Annotated in this window: 15 protein-coding genes; 7 read left to right on the top strand and 8 right to left on the bottom strand. The window is 64.5% G+C overall.

The genetic code is table 11. The features are described 5' to 3' along the window. Positions 1-184: 184 nt before the first annotated feature. Entirely contained in the window at positions 185-856 is a 672-nt protein-coding gene (locus tag ACYVHK_RS00310; RefSeq protein WP_460526401.1) for a response regulator transcription factor, read from the bottom strand. Positions 857-1023: 167 nt separating this feature from the next. Between ACYVHK_RS00310 and ACYVHK_RS00305 the strand changes: the two genes are divergently transcribed. The 7 genes from ACYVHK_RS00305 to ACYVHK_RS00275 all read left to right on the top strand — a co-directional run bounded on the left by ACYVHK_RS00305 (position 1024) and on the right by ACYVHK_RS00275 (position 8312). Next, positions 1024-3726: a DUF2339 domain-containing protein gene (locus ACYVHK_RS00305; RefSeq protein WP_460526399.1), complete on the top strand. Its 2703-nt coding sequence runs from the start codon at positions 1024-1026 to the stop codon at positions 3724-3726. A gap of 88 nt (positions 3727-3814) precedes the next feature. Next, positions 3815-5584 carry a vWA domain-containing protein gene (locus ACYVHK_RS00300; protein WP_460526397.1) on the top strand — a complete coding sequence of 590 codons (1770 nt, stop codon included), beginning with the start codon at positions 3815-3817 and terminating at the stop codon, positions 5582-5584. Positions 5585-5649: 65 nt separating this feature from the next. Next, entirely contained in the window at positions 5650-6291 is a 642-nt protein-coding gene (locus tag ACYVHK_RS00295; protein WP_460526395.1) for an RNA polymerase sigma factor, read from the top strand. 1 nt (position 6292) lies between these two features. Continuing rightward, the gene (locus ACYVHK_RS00290) at positions 6293-7231 is read left to right on the top strand and encodes a hypothetical protein (protein WP_460526393.1); all 939 of its coding nucleotides are present in this window, start codon (positions 6293-6295) and stop codon (positions 7229-7231) included. A 252-nt stretch (positions 7232-7483) separates the two neighbouring features. Next, positions 7484-7801: a BON domain-containing protein gene (locus ACYVHK_RS00285; RefSeq protein ID WP_460526391.1), complete on the top strand. Its 318-nt coding sequence runs from the start codon at positions 7484-7486 to the stop codon at positions 7799-7801. 84 nt (positions 7802-7885) lie between these two features. Next, the gene (locus ACYVHK_RS00280; protein WP_460526389.1) at positions 7886-8053 is read left to right on the top strand and encodes a DUF1328 domain-containing protein; all 168 of its coding nucleotides are present in this window, start codon (positions 7886-7888) and stop codon (positions 8051-8053) included. A 49-nt stretch (positions 8054-8102) separates the two neighbouring features. Further along, complete coding sequence (locus tag ACYVHK_RS00275) at positions 8103-8312, top strand: CsbD family protein (protein WP_460526387.1); 210 nt, start codon at positions 8103-8105, stop codon at positions 8310-8312. A gap of 78 nt (positions 8313-8390) precedes the next feature. Here the strand turns inward: ACYVHK_RS00275 and ACYVHK_RS00270 are convergent, their stop codons facing one another. The 7 genes from ACYVHK_RS00270 to ACYVHK_RS00240 form a co-directional block, all read right to left on the bottom strand. Next, the gene (locus ACYVHK_RS00270) at positions 8391-9482 is read right to left on the bottom strand and encodes a TFIIB-type zinc ribbon-containing protein (protein WP_460526385.1); all 1092 of its coding nucleotides are present in this window, start codon (positions 9480-9482) and stop codon (positions 8391-8393) included. Positions 9483-9623: 141 nt separating this feature from the next. Then, positions 9624-10346: a substrate-binding periplasmic protein gene (locus ACYVHK_RS00265; protein WP_460526383.1), complete on the bottom strand. Its 723-nt coding sequence runs from the start codon at positions 10344-10346 to the stop codon at positions 9624-9626. 6 nt (positions 10347-10352) lie between these two features. Further along, entirely contained in the window at positions 10353-11495 is a 1143-nt protein-coding gene (locus tag ACYVHK_RS00260; RefSeq protein WP_460526381.1) for an SPFH domain-containing protein, read from the bottom strand. A gap of 114 nt (positions 11496-11609) precedes the next feature. After that, entirely contained in the window at positions 11610-12284 is a 675-nt protein-coding gene (locus ACYVHK_RS00255) for a pseudouridine synthase family protein (protein WP_460526379.1), read from the bottom strand. Continuing rightward, a complete protein-coding gene (locus ACYVHK_RS00250; RefSeq protein ID WP_460526377.1) occupies positions 12284-13054 on the bottom strand; it encodes a substrate-binding periplasmic protein in 771 nt (256 codons plus the stop codon). The genes ACYVHK_RS00255 and ACYVHK_RS00250 overlap by 1 nt, the downstream gene beginning before the upstream one ends. Before the next feature lie 65 nt (positions 13055-13119). Continuing rightward, complete coding sequence (locus tag ACYVHK_RS00245) at positions 13120-13833, bottom strand: SapC family protein (RefSeq protein ID WP_460526375.1); 714 nt, start codon at positions 13831-13833, stop codon at positions 13120-13122. Positions 13834-13883: 50 nt separating this feature from the next. Next, positions 13884-14765 (bottom strand): DMT family transporter, encoded by an 882-nt coding sequence (locus ACYVHK_RS00240; RefSeq protein ID WP_460526373.1) that lies wholly within the window; start codon positions 14763-14765, stop codon positions 13884-13886. Positions 14766-14802: the final 37 nt, after the last annotated feature.

Genomic DNA, 14802 nt, shown 5'->3' with positions numbered 1-14802 from the left:
CATGAGCGGATTCGGAGAGGGGGCGGTCCAGCACCACCGGCGGACCGGCCGCCTGGCGACTGGTCAACGCTGCTTGCCCTCGACGCCTGGCCAAACCGTCACAGGGTTCGGCCAAACGACGGGATTGTAAGCACGGCGTAAGCGATCGGGCCAATTCGGCCATATTGCAACGCAGCAAGAAAGCTCAATCCAGACGGGCTTCCAGCAGGTATCCCAAGCCGCGCACCGCACGTACGCCGACGCCGGCCGGTTCGATCTTCTTGCGCAGCCGGTGCACATAGACCTCGATGGCATTGGCCCCAAGCTCCTCGCCGCCAAGCTCGGCGGCGATCTGCTCCTTGGTCACCACCCGGTCGGCATTGCTCAGCAACACATCAAGCACAGCCAGCTCCCGCGCCGACAGATCCAGCGGCACATCAAGCGCCCAGGCACGCTGCCCTGCCCTGTCCAACCGTAGCGAGCCAAAGCGGGCGTCGTCCTTCACCTCGTCATGCGCCTTGCTCCGTCGCAGCAGCGCACGCAGGCGGGCCTCCAGCTCCACGAACTCGAACGGCTTGGCCAAATAGTCGTCAGCCCCGGCATCAAGGCCCGCGACACGATCCTCCAGGCCATCCAGCGCCGTCAGGATCAGGATAGGCAGGGTCGGCTTGCCCGCCCTGACCTTGCGCAGCAACTCCAGGCCGCTCTGGCCCGGTAATCCGATATCAAGAATGACCGCATCGAACTCGGCCGCCAGCAGCCGGTGCTCGGCATCCAGGCCATTGCTCGCGTGCTCGGTCTCGAACCCCAGCCGGGAAAGGCTGGTCAGGAGGGCATCCGCCAATACGGCATCATCTTCAGCCAGGAACAGTTTCATGTTGCTGCGCGCATCCCTTGTGACATTTGCCGGTGATTGTATCGGCCACGGCGCATATCTCGCACCGTCCGGTAGCGGATTCTATGCGAGCCGCCCGGGACTCGCCATGCGCCTTGCGTCAGGCAGCCTGCTCCACCAAGATACGACAAACACCCAAGGACACGAATATGGCATGGGTAGGGCTTTTCGTCGGCATGCTGCTGGGCGGCACACTCGGACACGAGTCAGGCTGGCTGTTGGGTGCATTGGTGGGCTGGCTGCTGGTCCGCGAACGCCAGCAGACCGCCTTGCTCGACAGACTCAAGGCACGCCTTGAAGCCCCCCAGGCGTCACCCGCCACGCCGGCACCGCGCCAGGCCGAACCCGCCGTCGTTGTCGAGCCCGTCACGCAGGCCGCGCCGCTTACCTCGCCGGACGCGGCCAAGCTGACCCTCCCCGATACGCCACCTCCCCTGCCTGAGGCGCCGGCAGAACCCGCACCCATCCTGCCCCTGCCCCTGCCACACCCACCCCAGCAGGAGCCTGAGCCGGTGCGACCACGCACACCGGTTTCCCCGACCTGGCTCACGCGTGCCGGACAATGGCTGCTGCAAGGCAATCCAGCGGTCAAGGTCGGGGTACTGCTGCTGATCATGGGCGCCGCCTTCCTGCTCAAGTACGCCGCCCAATACGTACGCTTCCCGGTCGAATCCCGCTACCTGGCCCTGCTTGCTGGTGCGGGTGTCGCCATCACCTTCGGCTGGCGCAAGCGCCAAGCCAAGCCGGTCTTCGCCCACGCCTTGCAGGGTGGTGGCCTGGGCATCGCCTTCCTGGTCGTATTCGCCGCCTTTCGCCTGCACGGCCTGCTACCGGCCGGCGCCGCCTTTGCCCTGCTGGCAGGCCTGGCCGTTTTCTCGGCAGCGCTGGCGCTGACCCAGTCGGCCCAATCCCTGGCCATCATCGGTCTGGCCGGGGGTTTTCTTGCCCCCATCCTCGCCAGTACCGGCCAGGGCAGCCATGTCGTGCTGTTCAGCTACTACGCCATCCTGAATCTCGGCATCGCCTATGTCGCCCACGCCCGGGCGTGGCGCGGCCTCAACCTGCTGGGTTTCCTGTTCACCTTTGTCATCGCAACTGCTTGGGGAGTGCTGCGCTACCAGGCCAGCCAGTTCGCCAGTACCGAGCCCTTCCTGATCGGCTTCTGGCTACTCTATATAGGACTTGCCGTCGCCTTCGCCCGACGGCGGCAGGAGGAGGCAGGGCTGGGCCAGCTGGTACGCGATCCGGTCGACGCCACCCTGGTATTCGGCGTTCCGCTGGTGGGTTTCGGCCTGCAGGCCGTCCTGGTTCAGCAGTACCCCGATGGTGACGCCTGGTCCGCCACCGGCATGGCCGTGGTCTACGGCCTGCTGTGGCAAGCGCTGCGGCGGCAAGCCGGCCTGACCCTGCTGGCGCAGGCCTTCTGCGTGCTAATGGTCGGGTTTGCGACCCTGGCGATCCCACTGGCCGGTGGCGCACACTGGACCGCCGCCAGCTGGGCGCTGGAAGGCGCCGGTCTGGTCTGGCTCGGCAGCCGCCAGCAGCGCCGGCTCAGCCGCGGGTCGGGCTATCTGCTGATACTAATCGCAGGCTGGATTGCCTTGTTCCAGCTGGGCGAGCTGCCACGAGCCAGTCATTGGCTCAACGGCAGCCTGCTGGGCGGCGTCATGGTCGCCATCGCCGCCTGGCTGGCTGCGTCGATACGTGCCAGGGAGCAGGGGCCGCTGCACATTCCGCTGCTGCTATGGGGTCTCCTGCTGTGGCTGGCTAGCAGCCTTGCCAGCATCGAGCAGTTCACCGACCCACGCTGGCAGATCGCGGCGGCGGTCGGCCTGCTGGCGGGCAGCAGCGTGCTGCTGCAGGGCCTTGCCAGGGCCTTGCAATGGCCTGCCGCCCGACTCCCCACGCTGGCGCTCGCACCGGCACTGGGCGGCGTCCTGCTGCTGGCCAGCGCCAGCCAGCTCACGCCCTTGCAGGATGCCGGCTGGTTGGCCTGGCCGCTGGCAAGCCTCGCCTGGTGGTTGGCGCTACGCCTCAATGAACAGGACCTGCCACGCGCCGGTCGACGGCTGGCACACCTCAGCGGGCTATGGCTATGGACCGGCCTCTTGACCTGGATCGCGGCCGATGCCAGCAGCCGTATCGGCACCGGCTCGGCCTGGATATGGCTGGGCGGCATGCTGGCACCGGCGCTGATCCTGTCTGTCCTCGCCCGGCCCAGGCTGCTGCTGGATTGGCCCCTGCGCCGCTACCGCCGCGACTACGGCTGGCACGGCCCGGCCCTGATCGCCCTGCTGAGCTGGCCGGCGCTGCTGATCGCCCCCTGGGCCAGCACCGGTGATGCGACGCCCTTACCCTGGCTACCGCTGCTGAACCCGCTGGACCTGGCCTGGCTGGCGATGATGGCGAGTCTGCTGCTATGGCTGACCGGCTTCTACCCGGCTGCCAGGCTGACGCATCAGCGCCGACCGGTCATCGCCGCACTGAGTCTGGCCGGCTTTGGCTGGCTCAACGCCATGCTGGCCCACGGCTTCCATCACTGGGGCGGCCTGCCCTTCGATGCCGGCGCCCTGTGGCGCAGCCAGGACTACCACGCCGCACTGTCCCTGCTCTGGACCACCATCGCGCTGCTGACCATGTTGCTCGCCAACCGGCGCGGCTGGCGCTCGCTCTGGCTGCTGGGCGCCGGTCTGATCGGCATCACCGTGCTCAAGCTCTTTCTCATCGATCTGGCCAGCGCGGGCGGCCTCGCGCGCATCGTGTCTTTCATCGGTGTTGGTCTGCTGCTGGTGGCGGTGGGCTGGTTTGCACCGGTTCCACCGGGACAGCAAACCCATGCACCGGAGCCCTGAACGCAAGATCGAAAAAAAATTTCCCGCACTTAACCCGATTTCACCGCACGGGGCGTTTAAAGGGCATCCCAGCCACGAGGAGCCCGCCATGAAAAGCCGTACCAACAAGCTGACCGCCCTGCTGATCACCTGCTGTCTGGGTGCCTGCTCAACCCAGAATCCGCAGGCACCGGCCGAAGCCAAGCCCGAGCCGGTGACCGTTACGGGTTCCGCCATCACCCCTGCCGCGGCAGCCCCCGTCAAGGACAGCCTCGCGCTCCCGGAGATCAGCCCCGCGCCGCCGTCGGCACCGGCCAACCGTATCGGCACCAGCCTCGGCAAGCTTGCCGCCGACAGCGCTCGCGACAAGCGCATGCTCGGCCAGATCCACGCTCCGGCCAGCTTCATCGCACCGCCCGCCCCACAACCATGGGCCGAGCCGGAAAACCGCGAGCAATACCAGCACACCGAAAAACATGGCGTCATGCGCGTGGCCGAAGCCCCGGTCTCGACCTTCAGCATCGACGTGGATACCGGCAGCTACAGCAATGTCCGCCGCCTGCTTAACGGTGGTCAGCTACCGCCCCGGGATGCGGTACGGGTCGAGGAACTGGTCAATTACTTTCCCTACCAGTACCCGCATCCCAAGGACGCGCAGCCTTTCGCCGTCAGCACCGAACTGGCCCCCACCCCCTGGAATCCGGACACGCTGCTGCTGCGCATCGGCGTTCAGGCCAGCGACCCGGCCAAGGCCAGCCTGCCCCCCGCCAACCTGGTCTTCCTCGTCGACGTTTCCGGCTCCATGAACGAGCCCAGCAAATTGCCCTTGCTGAAGGACGCCTTGAAGCTGTTCGTCAAGCAACTGCGGCCACAGGATCATGTCGCGCTGGTCACCTATGCCAGCGGCACGCGGGTGGTACTGGAACCCACCCCGGGTGATCGCAAGGCGGCGATCATCGCCGCGATCGACAATCTACAGCCCGGCGGCTCGACCGCGGGTGCAGCCGGCATCGAGCTGGCCTACCAGATGGCCGAGCAAGGCTTCGTCAAACAGGGCATCAACCGCATCCTGCTGGCCACCGATGGCGACTTCAATGTTGGCATCACCCGCTTCGAGACCCTGAAAAACCGTGTCGAGGAAAAACGCCGCAGCGGCGTGTCGCTGTCCACCCTGGGCTTTGGCGAGGGCAACTACAACGAAGCCCTGATGGAACAGCTGGCCGATGCCGGCGACGGTGCCTACAGTTATATCGACACGATCAACGAGGCACAGAAGGTGCTCGTGGACGAATTCACCTCCACCCTGGCCACCGTGGCGCACGACGTGAAGATACAACTGGAGTTCAACCCGAACGCCGTGCTCGAGTACCGCCAGATCGGCTTTGAGAACCGGGCGCTCAAGCGCGAGGATTTCAGCAATGACAAGGTGGATGCCGGTGAAATCGGTGCGGGCCATCGGGTAACTGCCCTGTACGAGATCACCCTCGCCGGGCAACGCGGCAAGCTGGAACCACTGCGCTATGGCGTCAACAAGCCGCAACTGCGTGGCCAGGATGCCGAGCTGGGTTATCTGCGGCTGCGCTACAAGGCGGCCCACGGCGAAGCCAGCCAGCAAGTGGCCTTCCCGATCAGCCGCACCGCCGTTGAGGCGAAGGCCAGCGAGGACTTCCGCTTTGCCGCCGCGGTAGCGGCCTTCGGGCAGCGCTTGGCGGATGGCGGCAAGTACCTGGGCAGTTTCGACTTCCCGCAGATCAAGGCACTGGCCAGCAGTGCGCGTGGTGAAGACCCGTTTGGCTACCGTGGCGAGTTCGTCCGCCTGGTCAACCTGGCGCAGGGCTTGACCGGTAAGCAGCCCCCCACCGCCAGCATCGCCGACTAGCCGACCGGCCGGGTCCCCGCCATGACGGGGACTCGGCACCCAGCACGGAGAGACCGAACCGCCTTATGGAAGGTTACAGCCCAGGCCTGGAACTGGCGGACAGCGGACAGACTGTTCCGCTACACTCGCCCCCCATGCCCACCGCCAGTGACGATGACGCCGCCCTGATGCTCGCCTACGCCCGTGGCGATGCTGCGGCGTTCGAGCGTTTGTACAGCCGCCACCGGCAAGGCCTGTACGGCTTCCTGCACCGGCTGTCGCCACGCACGGCCTGGGTGGAGGATCTGTTCCAGGAAACCTGGCTATCGGTCGTGAAGGCCAGGGAGGCGTATCAGCCCACTGCGGCCTTCCGTACCTGGCTGTACGGCATCGCCCGCAACAAACTGATCGATCGCGTACGTCACCAGGAACCCGCCCTGCTGTCGGACTTCAGCGAATCACAGGACGACGATCCGCTGGCCCGCCTACCCGCCGACCCGAGCACGGACCCCGCCCAGCAGCTGTTGCAACGGCAACGCGGCCAGGCACTGGACCAGGCCTTGCGGGCACTGCCAGCAACCCAGCGCGAGGCCTTCCTGCTCAAGGAGCATGCCGACATGGGCCTCGACGAGATCGCCGCCCTGACCGGCGTGGCACCCGAGACCGCCAAGAGCCGGCTGCGCTATGCCGTCGCCAAACTCAAGTCTGTACTGGCGGGAGTAGCCTGAGATGGAAGCGATGAAACCCGACGAACTGGACGATGCCGCGCTGAGTACCGCCTACCGGGCACTGGAGACCCCGTCCCCGTCGGCGGCCCTGGATGCTGCCATCCTTGCGGCCGCGCGCGAGGCAGTGCAACCCTCCGCCACAGTACTGCCCTTTCCGGCCAGGCCACGCCGCAACTGGCGCCTGCCGCTGGGTCTTGCCGCCTCGCTGACACTGGCGGTCGGCCTGAGCTGGCAGTTGCAACAATCGGGCGACGCCACCCTGGACATGCCGATCGCGCCGGCGATCCAGGCAGAGACCGCGCCTGCTCCATCCCCTGCTCCCGACACCAGCAGCCCGGAGGCAGAAACCGTCGCCCCCCCGCCGCCAGCCGAACAAGCCCACCAGGCTGCGCTGCGTGCGGCACCCGCCCGTGAATCTGTGCCGTCCCGCAGCGCAGATGCCGCCATGCCCTCGGCAGCCGACAGGCTAGCGCCCCTCGCACCACCAGCCATAGTCTCTCCGCCACCACCCGCGCCACCTGCACCGACACCCGTCGCAGCGCCCGCACCGGCGCCGGTCGCAGCGTTGCAGCAGGCCGAACTGCCGACCCCCAAGGCGGAGCCCTATGCCGACAAACCACGCGACAGGATCAGCGTCACCGGTTCTGCCGTCGCACGCCCTGATCAGGCCGCGGCAGCGGCCCCCGCGGCCGATGCCCGCCGTCAGGAGGAAGGCCGCCTGGCCAAACGTTCGAACCTGATGGCCGCTCCTATCGGCAAGCTGGCGATGGACCCCGATCAGACCATCCAGGAAGTCCGTCGGCTGCTGGCCACACATCAGGAACCGGCAGCACGGGCACTCCTCAAGCGCTTGCGTGAGCAATGGCCGGACCACCCGCTCCCGCCCGATCTGCTTGAGCTGGACAAACACCCGGCCGAACCGGCCAGCCCCGCCCCCTGAGCCTTGCTGCAGGCGCATCCCGAAACAATCGCGTGCTCTGCCGTCGCTTTACGGCGACAGTCAAAAACGTCCCGGAGAAGGCATCCATTCCAGCCGGGCGCGCCTGACTGTCGCCTTGTCACGACAATTTTTCCCGCGTGCCAGGCAGGTAGAAATTACAAGCACCTGATTTACAAGAGAAACCTGAAACAGGCACGGCAATTGCCATAGCTAGGGTGCGATTCCCATCCACTCCTCTAGAAAGGTCATGCCATGAAATCCCATTTCGGTCTTTCAGCATTCTCTACCGCCCTGCTCCTGGCCCTGGCCACGCCAGCCATGGCGGCCGAGCCCGCCAATCCTGCAGCCAGCCAGGTCGTCGTGGACGACCAGACCATCACCAGCGCCATCCAGAGCGCACTGCAAGGCGATCAGACCCTGGCCGGTGCGCAGATCCAGGTAGAGACCACCAGCGGCGTAGTCCGCATGTGGGGCAATGCCACCCAGACCGCCAAGGCCAAGGCCATCGACCTCGCCTGGCGTGTGCAAGGCGTGAAGGAAGTGCGCGAGGCCATCCAGGTTCAGAACTGAACCAGGCCTTGATCCCGCGCTTGATCCCGTCAGGACAGGGCGTCAATCACTGACACCCTGTGCCGATATCCGGAGGGCACCATCATGTTCTATTGGGCTGCCGTGTTTTTCATCATCGCCATCGTCGCCGCCGTACTGGGCTTCGGCGGCATCGCCGGCACCGCTGTCTGGGCCGCGCAGCTGCTGTTCCTGGCCGGTCTGGTCCTGGCGGTGGCCTTCCTGCTGATGGGTCGAAAGCCGCCGCTCTCCTGAGCCTGGCCACAACTCACCCCCCTTCCCTACCAATCGAAAGGACTTCCTCATGAACAAGGACATCGTCGAAGGTCAATGGAAGCAATTGAAAGGCAAGGTCCGCGCCGCCTGGGGCGAGCTGACCGATGATGACATCGACCGCATCGGCGGCCGGCGTGAACAATGGGTCGGCGCGCTGCAGCAGCGTTATGGCAAGGCCAAGGATGACGTCACGCGGGAGATCGATGAATTTCTCGCCCGCCATCACCCGCCGCTGTAAGCGATAGCCACTGGTAACACCATGAAAAAGGCTGCCCACAGGCAGCCTTTTTCATGGGCAACACACACTGCAACGGACTCAGCCGTGCTTGCTGGCGTAGAGGTAGACGATGAACAGCACGACCAGCGCCGCCAGTACCGCAAAGGCAATCTTCCAGACCGACCACGGCCGCTCGCCCTGCACTTCGCCAGTCTGGCCGTTGACCAGAAAGCGCCAGGTCTTGCCGTCGTACTGGTAGCTCGATAACCAGATCGGCAACAGAATGTGCTTGAAGGTAATGTCCAGATAGCGCGGCGACAGGCTGGAGATGCGCTGCTCATCACCACCGATATCGCGACTGACCGCGGACCGTATCGGCCCCTCCATGCGCTCGGTCGCCGCCTGGAAACCAGGCTCCAACCCCACCTGGTAAGCCTCCACGGTAAAACCCGCCAGATAGTCTTCCCGATAAGGTTGCAGTTCATTCAGGCGCCAGGGCTCGAGATTATCCAGATACTCCTTGGGCAGTGACTGGCTAGCCGGCACGATCACATCGTCGAAGCTCACCGCCACCTGGCCCGATACGAACGACCAGCGGGTACGCCTTACCTCGCGGGTCTTGGTCTCGCCATTCTCGACATAGCGTTCCGTCTCATAGTAGTAGTCACCACGCTCGCCGCTGTAGCGCGTCTCGGTATCGGTGTCATAGGTCCAATAGGGCAGGTAGATGCCCTTGAGCCCCGTGGCCGCCCGGTAGGCCTGCTTCAGGGCATTCGGTGCAAACCACAGGCCACTGATCCAGTCCTTGAAACGCTGGCGTGCGTCCGCCTCCTTGACCGCAAAAGGCGCGACGGCACGTGGCTGTATGGTTCGATGGGCATAGGCACTGGCAGCAATCAGTGGCACCGCACAGAAAGGACAGCGGTCCGCCGTGGTATTGGCTGGCAATTGCGAGGCTGCACCGCAACCGGGGCATTTCACCGTCTGCCGCTCGATCTCTGCCTCGTTGCCCGCGGCGCGGGCCAGATAGGCCTGGTAGTCCAACTCATCCACTGCCGCGAAGGCGGTATTGGCATCTGCCACCTCGATGGCATTCTCTGAGCCGCAATACGGGCACTTCAGGGCATGTTGGCCAGGGGCAAATTCAAGCTTGGCGCCGCATTGGCGGCAGGGATAGGTCGTCGTGCTCATGCATGCGTCCAGTCAGAACAGGCAAACCTCACCGGCAGGCAGCGAGGTAACGAGTGATTTTTGGGGGAAAGGCAGGTCAAGCCCGCCGGAATAGGCAAGGCAGGAAGGATCATCGATCATCAAGCACAGTCACGCGGCACATCAGCTACCGGCCTGCTCACGCTGGGCCCGCTCCATGACCCCTTCCTTGAGCATGGCTTTCAGCGCCTGATCCAGCGGCGCAATCAACCCGCTCCGGTCCACATGGAGGTAGTGGTAGGCAGGCAGACTCTCCAGCACGGCGGAATGAAACTGCTCCGATCCGCTCAGCACGCCGGCCGCTTTCAGGCTACGCAGCGTAGGACCGAGGCCAGGCTCACGGATCACCAGTACGTCGACACGCTCCTGAACCAGCATCTTGAACATGGCGCCATAGGAGTCGACGAGGCTGACCTTCATGCCGGCTGTCTTGATCTCGGCAATCCGGTAGCCACGACGGATGCCGATATTCAGATTGCGCATCGACTCCCAGTTGCTCACCTTGACCTGGGGCTTCAGGCTGACCGCCAGAAAGGTCATGGCGCCAATCGAAGTCGGCACCCGCCGCATGTTCGGAAAAGCCTCTTCGATCACAGGCAGGCGCGCGAGTAGCGCATCCGACTTGCCCGAATTGGCCATCATCAGCCCACGCGAGGCCGGCATGTAGACCAGGTCAACAGGCTGGCCGATACGCCGGTAAGCCTCCCGCACCACCGATTCGAACACGCGTTCAGTCCCCTCGTCCTCCTCCACCGCTGCAATGCGCACGGGATCGGCGCTCGCCGCCATGACGGCGGGCGCCAACACCAACATCCCCAGCACCAGGAAGCGGTAGAAAAAGGACATGAGGACCTACATCGGCAACGGGGGTGGTACGTTGGCAAACAGGGCAGCTAGCTCGGGCTGCTCGCCCGCCTTGCCCCAGGCGGCCATGCCGGCTTTCCAGACCAGAGCATCGCGACCAAAACTGCCGTCAGCCAGTTGCGCCTGCAGCGCAGCCAGATCGAACGGCCCGGTCTGCTGCCCGTTCACCGCAACATGGAAGCTCACCGCGCCGGGAATCGGCGGCGGCACTGGCGCAGCGGCGGCTGGCGCCGTGCCCGAGATACCCCCACCGGCCTGGCTCGGCTGCTGGAACAGGTTACCCATGTTCTGGTTGAGCATGCCGCCGACGCCGATGCCCATCATGCTGCCCGCCATGCCGGGGTTCTGCGCTGCATCGCGCATTGCCTGGGCGGCCTGGTACTGGCCGAACTGCTGCATATTGCCGATCGCACGCATCGCACCCTGCTGGTCGATGGCCTTCTCGACCTCTTCCGGCAGGCCGATGTCCTGTACCTGGATCTCGCACAGTTCCAGGCCCATGGCGGTGAAATCGGCTGCGATACGCTCACGGATCTTGTCGCCCACCAGGGTGACCTTGCCTTCCAGATCGATGACCGGCACGCCGATTTCCGGCATCACTTCCTTGATGCGCAAGCCGACCTTGCCGCGCAGGTTGGCCTCGATATCCTCGGTGGTGAACTCCGCCTTGGTACCCATCAGGTCGACCAGGAAAGTCTTGGCGTCGACGATACGAATCACATAGAGGCCGAACGCAGTCACCCGCACCGCGCCGAACTCCGGATCACGCATGGTGGCCGGCCCAGCCGTACCCCACTTCATGTCGGTAAACTTGCGGGTATTGAAGAAATAGACCTCCGCCTTGAACGGCGAGTTGAAGCCGTACTTCCAGCCCTTGAGCGTCGCCAGTATTGGCAGGTTGGCCGTATTGAGCTCGTACATGCCGGGCGTGAATACATCCGCCACCTGGCCCTTGCCCAATTGACCCTCGTTGACCACAACCGCCAGCTGACCTTCGCGCACCGTCAGCTTGGCACCGTGCTTTATCTCGTTCTGATAACGCTCAAAACGATGTGCCATCACTTCCGGACGGTCCTCGGTCCACTCGACGATGTCGATAAACTCATTGGTCAACTTGTTCCACAGACCCATTTCCACACTCCTTCAGGCTTGGTGATGTCGCCGCCGGTGACTGAGTGCCACCTTGTACGCAGCGATGTCTCTCATCTCAGCATCTCATGCTGAGGATGTACACGATAGACCTGACTAGCCCTTGGGCCAAGCCAAAGTCCAGGGATTGGTAAAACGTCGCAAAACATCCTGACATTCGGCAGTCTGCCAATGCTCGCCGACGTCGGGCGGGCACACAAACCGGAACGCCTCGCCATCCAGCACAAACGCCAGGGCATAGGCATGCAGGTAACCTCGGTCAGCCGGGCTGCCGGCATAGCGGCTGTCCCCCAGTATCGGGCTGCCCAAGGCTTTCATCGCCACCCGCAACTGGTGGGTACGGCCAGTCAGCGGACGCAGGATGAAGCCACGCAGGCCGTTGCCCAGGCCTGCAGTGAAGAACTGGGTCCTGGCAGGATCATCCTGCCGGTTGAGCAGGCGCCAACTGCCATTGCGCCCCTTCTCCATATCGCCGCTGATACCGCCCTGCTTCTTCTTGGGATTACGGTCCGACAGCGCCAGGTAGTACTTGCCGATCTGCCGACTGCTGAACAGTTCGCCAAAACGCGCAGCAGCCTGCGGTCCCTTGGCAACCAGCAGCAAGCCGGACGTCAGGCGGTCCAGGCGATGTACGGCATGCAGGTTGTCATGGCCGGTCTGCTCGCGCAGCAGTTCGAGCAGGCCCGCCTCGTTGTCTTCTCGATGGAAATTCAGATCGGCAGGTTTGTTGACCAGCAGGAAGCTGGTGTGATCGGCAAGCAGGGAAAGCATCAGTTCTCAGTATGGCGACGTAGCAACTCGGCCAGTTGCCGGCTGCGCTGCAAGCGGGCGACGCCCTCATCCAGGCGGCGCAGGAAATCGTTGCCGTTCGGCATCTGGGGGCTGATCGCGAAATGGGCCACCACCGGCGCCACCTCGGGCAAGGGCCGTCCTTCCAGCACGCTGGCGTCCCCCGGCAGGCGGCCCAGCCGACGCTGGCCGGCCATGACCTCCAGCGTCTCGATCAGCATATCGCAACGGCCCAGCGCCAGTTTGCCCAGCGCGGCGGCGTAATCGAGCGCACCGGTATCGATCTGCTCTGGCCTCAGGCCGGTAAAGGCATAGTTGTAACCCAGCAGGCCGCAGACGCGGTAGCTGCCCAGTTGCGACAGGTGCTGGATATCCAGTCCCTGCGGGAAGCGGTCACGTCGGTAGAAATAGGCGGGCTGGAAGCGCAGGTACGGCGCGCTCAGGCGATAGAGCCTGGCTCGCTCCTCGCTGTATTGCACCCCCATCGCCAGTTGAAAGCGCAGTCCATCCTGGACCTCGCGCTGACACCGCGTCCATGGGAGCAGCGTGATTTCCACCCGATAACCACTCTCTGCCAGGGCGGCATTGAGTACGTCGGGGGAGTAGCCGGCAATCTCGCCGGTCTTCTTGCCATCTTGGCGCTTGAAATAGCTGGACGGCACCCACTCCACCTCACCACCGCAGGCCTGGACCAGGGTCTCGGCATACAGCGGCAAGGTGAGCAGTAGCAAGGCAAGGTAGCGGGGCATCATGACAAGCGGCATCAATTAAGCAGCATAGTCCAGAGACGCCCGCCACCATGGCCGACGACAGGCGATCAGTTTGCGACGCGAGCCTGCAGGCGGGTGACCAGGCCTTCGAGGTTGCTCAGCGAGAACAGGTGCGCGTAGATCAGCGACAGCATGCCGTTCTTCAGCCACTCTTCTGCCTTGGCGCCAGGAAGAGCACGCAGCTTCTCTTCATCAACGACCCACATGCCGTCCATGCTGACCGTTTCGCCGGACGGGAGTTGCGCCGAAGCCGATACCTGGCGCAGCAGGCCGGCCTTGCCGAGTTCGGTACCGAACTCGCGGGAGCGGTTGGCATCGTCACGCGACTGGAACATCAGGTTGGCGAACTGCTTCATGGCTTCGCTGGGCTGGCCATTCTCGAACACCAGTGCATCTTCTTCGCGCTGGATGCCGCGGGCAGCGGTTTCTTCGATACACAGCACGGCATCGTTGTTCTCGACTTCCACCGTCACGAAAGGATAGCGACGCACGAAGAACGGAACGTACTGGGCATCCCACTTGCCGTCGGCGTCGACGAACAGGTTCTCTTCGGTCTTCAGGCCGAGCATCACGGTCGGGGTGTAGGTGTCATCACCGGACTCGGCGAACACGATGGCGTATTCACGCAGCAGGTTGTTGAACTCGCCACCAACGACCGGTACGGCGTGCACCTGGCTGGCGTAGACATAATTCTGCGCCAGGCTGAGACGCAGGTCGGCATGCTGCTTGGCGTCCAGGGGGACGACGTCTTTGTAGAACATGGGTATTCCCTCGAAGGCGGCCCGTGGCGATTTTTGCCAGGGCCATTGAATTATTCCGGTGGCGTGCCGGACGCGGGCGAACGCGCCAGCAGCAGGACGGCAGCGATGATAACCGCGCCGCCGATCCACTGCGAGGCCGTCAATCGCTCCCCCAGCAGACAGGCGGCCAATACCACTGTGACGACTGGCTCGAAAGTGGACAGCATGGCGGCTTCAGAGGCCCCCAGCCGCGCCAGCCCGGCGAAGAAGGCAAGTGCGGCGATTACGCTACACAACAGCCCGATCGCAACAATCGCCAACCAGCCCCCGCCTGTCTGCGGCAAGGCCGGGGCATGGACGATGGACACCAGCGCGAAGGTCAATGTTCCGCCCAGCATGACCAGCGCGGAGCTGGCGATGGCACCGGCTTGCGGCGTCAGCCGGGTGCCGACGGCGATATAGACCGAGTAGATCAGCGCCGCCGACAGGCCAAAGGCGATCCCGGTGACAGACCCCGACAGGGCATCGCCCACCGTCAGCGCCAAGCCGCCACAGGCCAGTAGCAGCGCCACGATCTTGCGCCGTGTCAGCGGCTCACGCAGCCAGACAGCAGCGATCAGGGTCACGATCACCGGAAAGGTATAGAGCAGCAAGGCGGTCAGGGAGGCACTGGCGTAGCGCAGTGCCGAGAAATAGCTGAAGGCCTGCCCGGCGTAGCCGATGGCCCCCATGGCCAGCAGCCCCAGCGCCAGTCGGCCGCGGGGCCAGGCAATACGCCGCAGCCACATGATCAGCACCAGGCAAGCCGCCGCGATGCCGAAGCGCAGCAGCAAGATGGCCTGGGCATCGGCACCCGCCGCATAGGCCACACGGCCAAACAAGGGCATGACACCGAAACAGGCCGCCGAAAGCAGAATCAACAGGGCGCCATACAGGCGCGATTGCTTGGACATGAGCGATATCATCGGCGGGGAAGACCCGGCGATATTG

The organism is Chitinimonas naiadis, assembly GCF_054780835.1.
The sequence above is the reverse complement of the archived record's forward strand: the minus strand, read 5'-3'. Positions and strand labels throughout refer to the sequence as shown.

What these genes read in the sequence shown, in the direction of transcription:
- ACYVHK_RS00310 (WP_460526401.1), bottom strand. Translation starts at nt 856, where the DNA reads ATGAAACTGTTCCTGGCTGAAGATGATGCCGTATTGGCGGATGCCCTC.
- ACYVHK_RS00305 (WP_460526399.1), top strand. Translation starts at nt 1,024, where the DNA reads ATGGCATGGGTAGGGCTTTTCGTCGGCATGCTGCTGGGCGGCACACTC.
- ACYVHK_RS00300 (WP_460526397.1), top strand. Translation starts at nt 3,815, where the DNA reads ATGAAAAGCCGTACCAACAAGCTGACCGCCCTGCTGATCACCTGCTGT.
- ACYVHK_RS00295 (WP_460526395.1), top strand. Translation starts at nt 5,650, where the DNA reads ATGGAAGGTTACAGCCCAGGCCTGGAACTGGCGGACAGCGGACAGACT.
- ACYVHK_RS00290 (WP_460526393.1), top strand. Translation starts at nt 6,293, where the DNA reads ATGGAAGCGATGAAACCCGACGAACTGGACGATGCCGCGCTGAGTACC.
- ACYVHK_RS00285 (WP_460526391.1), top strand. Translation starts at nt 7,484, where the DNA reads ATGAAATCCCATTTCGGTCTTTCAGCATTCTCTACCGCCCTGCTCCTG.
- ACYVHK_RS00280 (WP_460526389.1), top strand. Translation starts at nt 7,886, where the DNA reads ATGTTCTATTGGGCTGCCGTGTTTTTCATCATCGCCATCGTCGCCGCC.
- ACYVHK_RS00275 (WP_460526387.1), top strand. Translation starts at nt 8,103, where the DNA reads ATGAACAAGGACATCGTCGAAGGTCAATGGAAGCAATTGAAAGGCAAG.
- ACYVHK_RS00270 (WP_460526385.1), bottom strand. Translation starts at nt 9,482, where the DNA reads ATGAGCACGACGACCTATCCCTGCCGCCAATGCGGCGCCAAGCTTGAA.
- ACYVHK_RS00265 (WP_460526383.1), bottom strand. Translation starts at nt 10,346, where the DNA reads ATGTCCTTTTTCTACCGCTTCCTGGTGCTGGGGATGTTGGTGTTGGCG.
- ACYVHK_RS00260 (WP_460526381.1), bottom strand. Translation starts at nt 11,495, where the DNA reads ATGGGTCTGTGGAACAAGTTGACCAATGAGTTTATCGACATCGTCGAG.
- ACYVHK_RS00255 (WP_460526379.1), bottom strand. Translation starts at nt 12,284, where the DNA reads ATGCTTTCCCTGCTTGCCGATCACACCAGCTTCCTGCTGGTCAACAAA.
- ACYVHK_RS00250 (WP_460526377.1), bottom strand. Translation starts at nt 13,054, where the DNA reads ATGATGCCCCGCTACCTTGCCTTGCTACTGCTCACCTTGCCGCTGTAT.
- ACYVHK_RS00245 (WP_460526375.1), bottom strand. Translation starts at nt 13,833, where the DNA reads ATGTTCTACAAAGACGTCGTCCCCCTGGACGCCAAGCAGCATGCCGAC.
- ACYVHK_RS00240 (WP_460526373.1), bottom strand. Translation starts at nt 14,765, where the DNA reads ATGTCCAAGCAATCGCGCCTGTATGGCGCCCTGTTGATTCTGCTTTCG.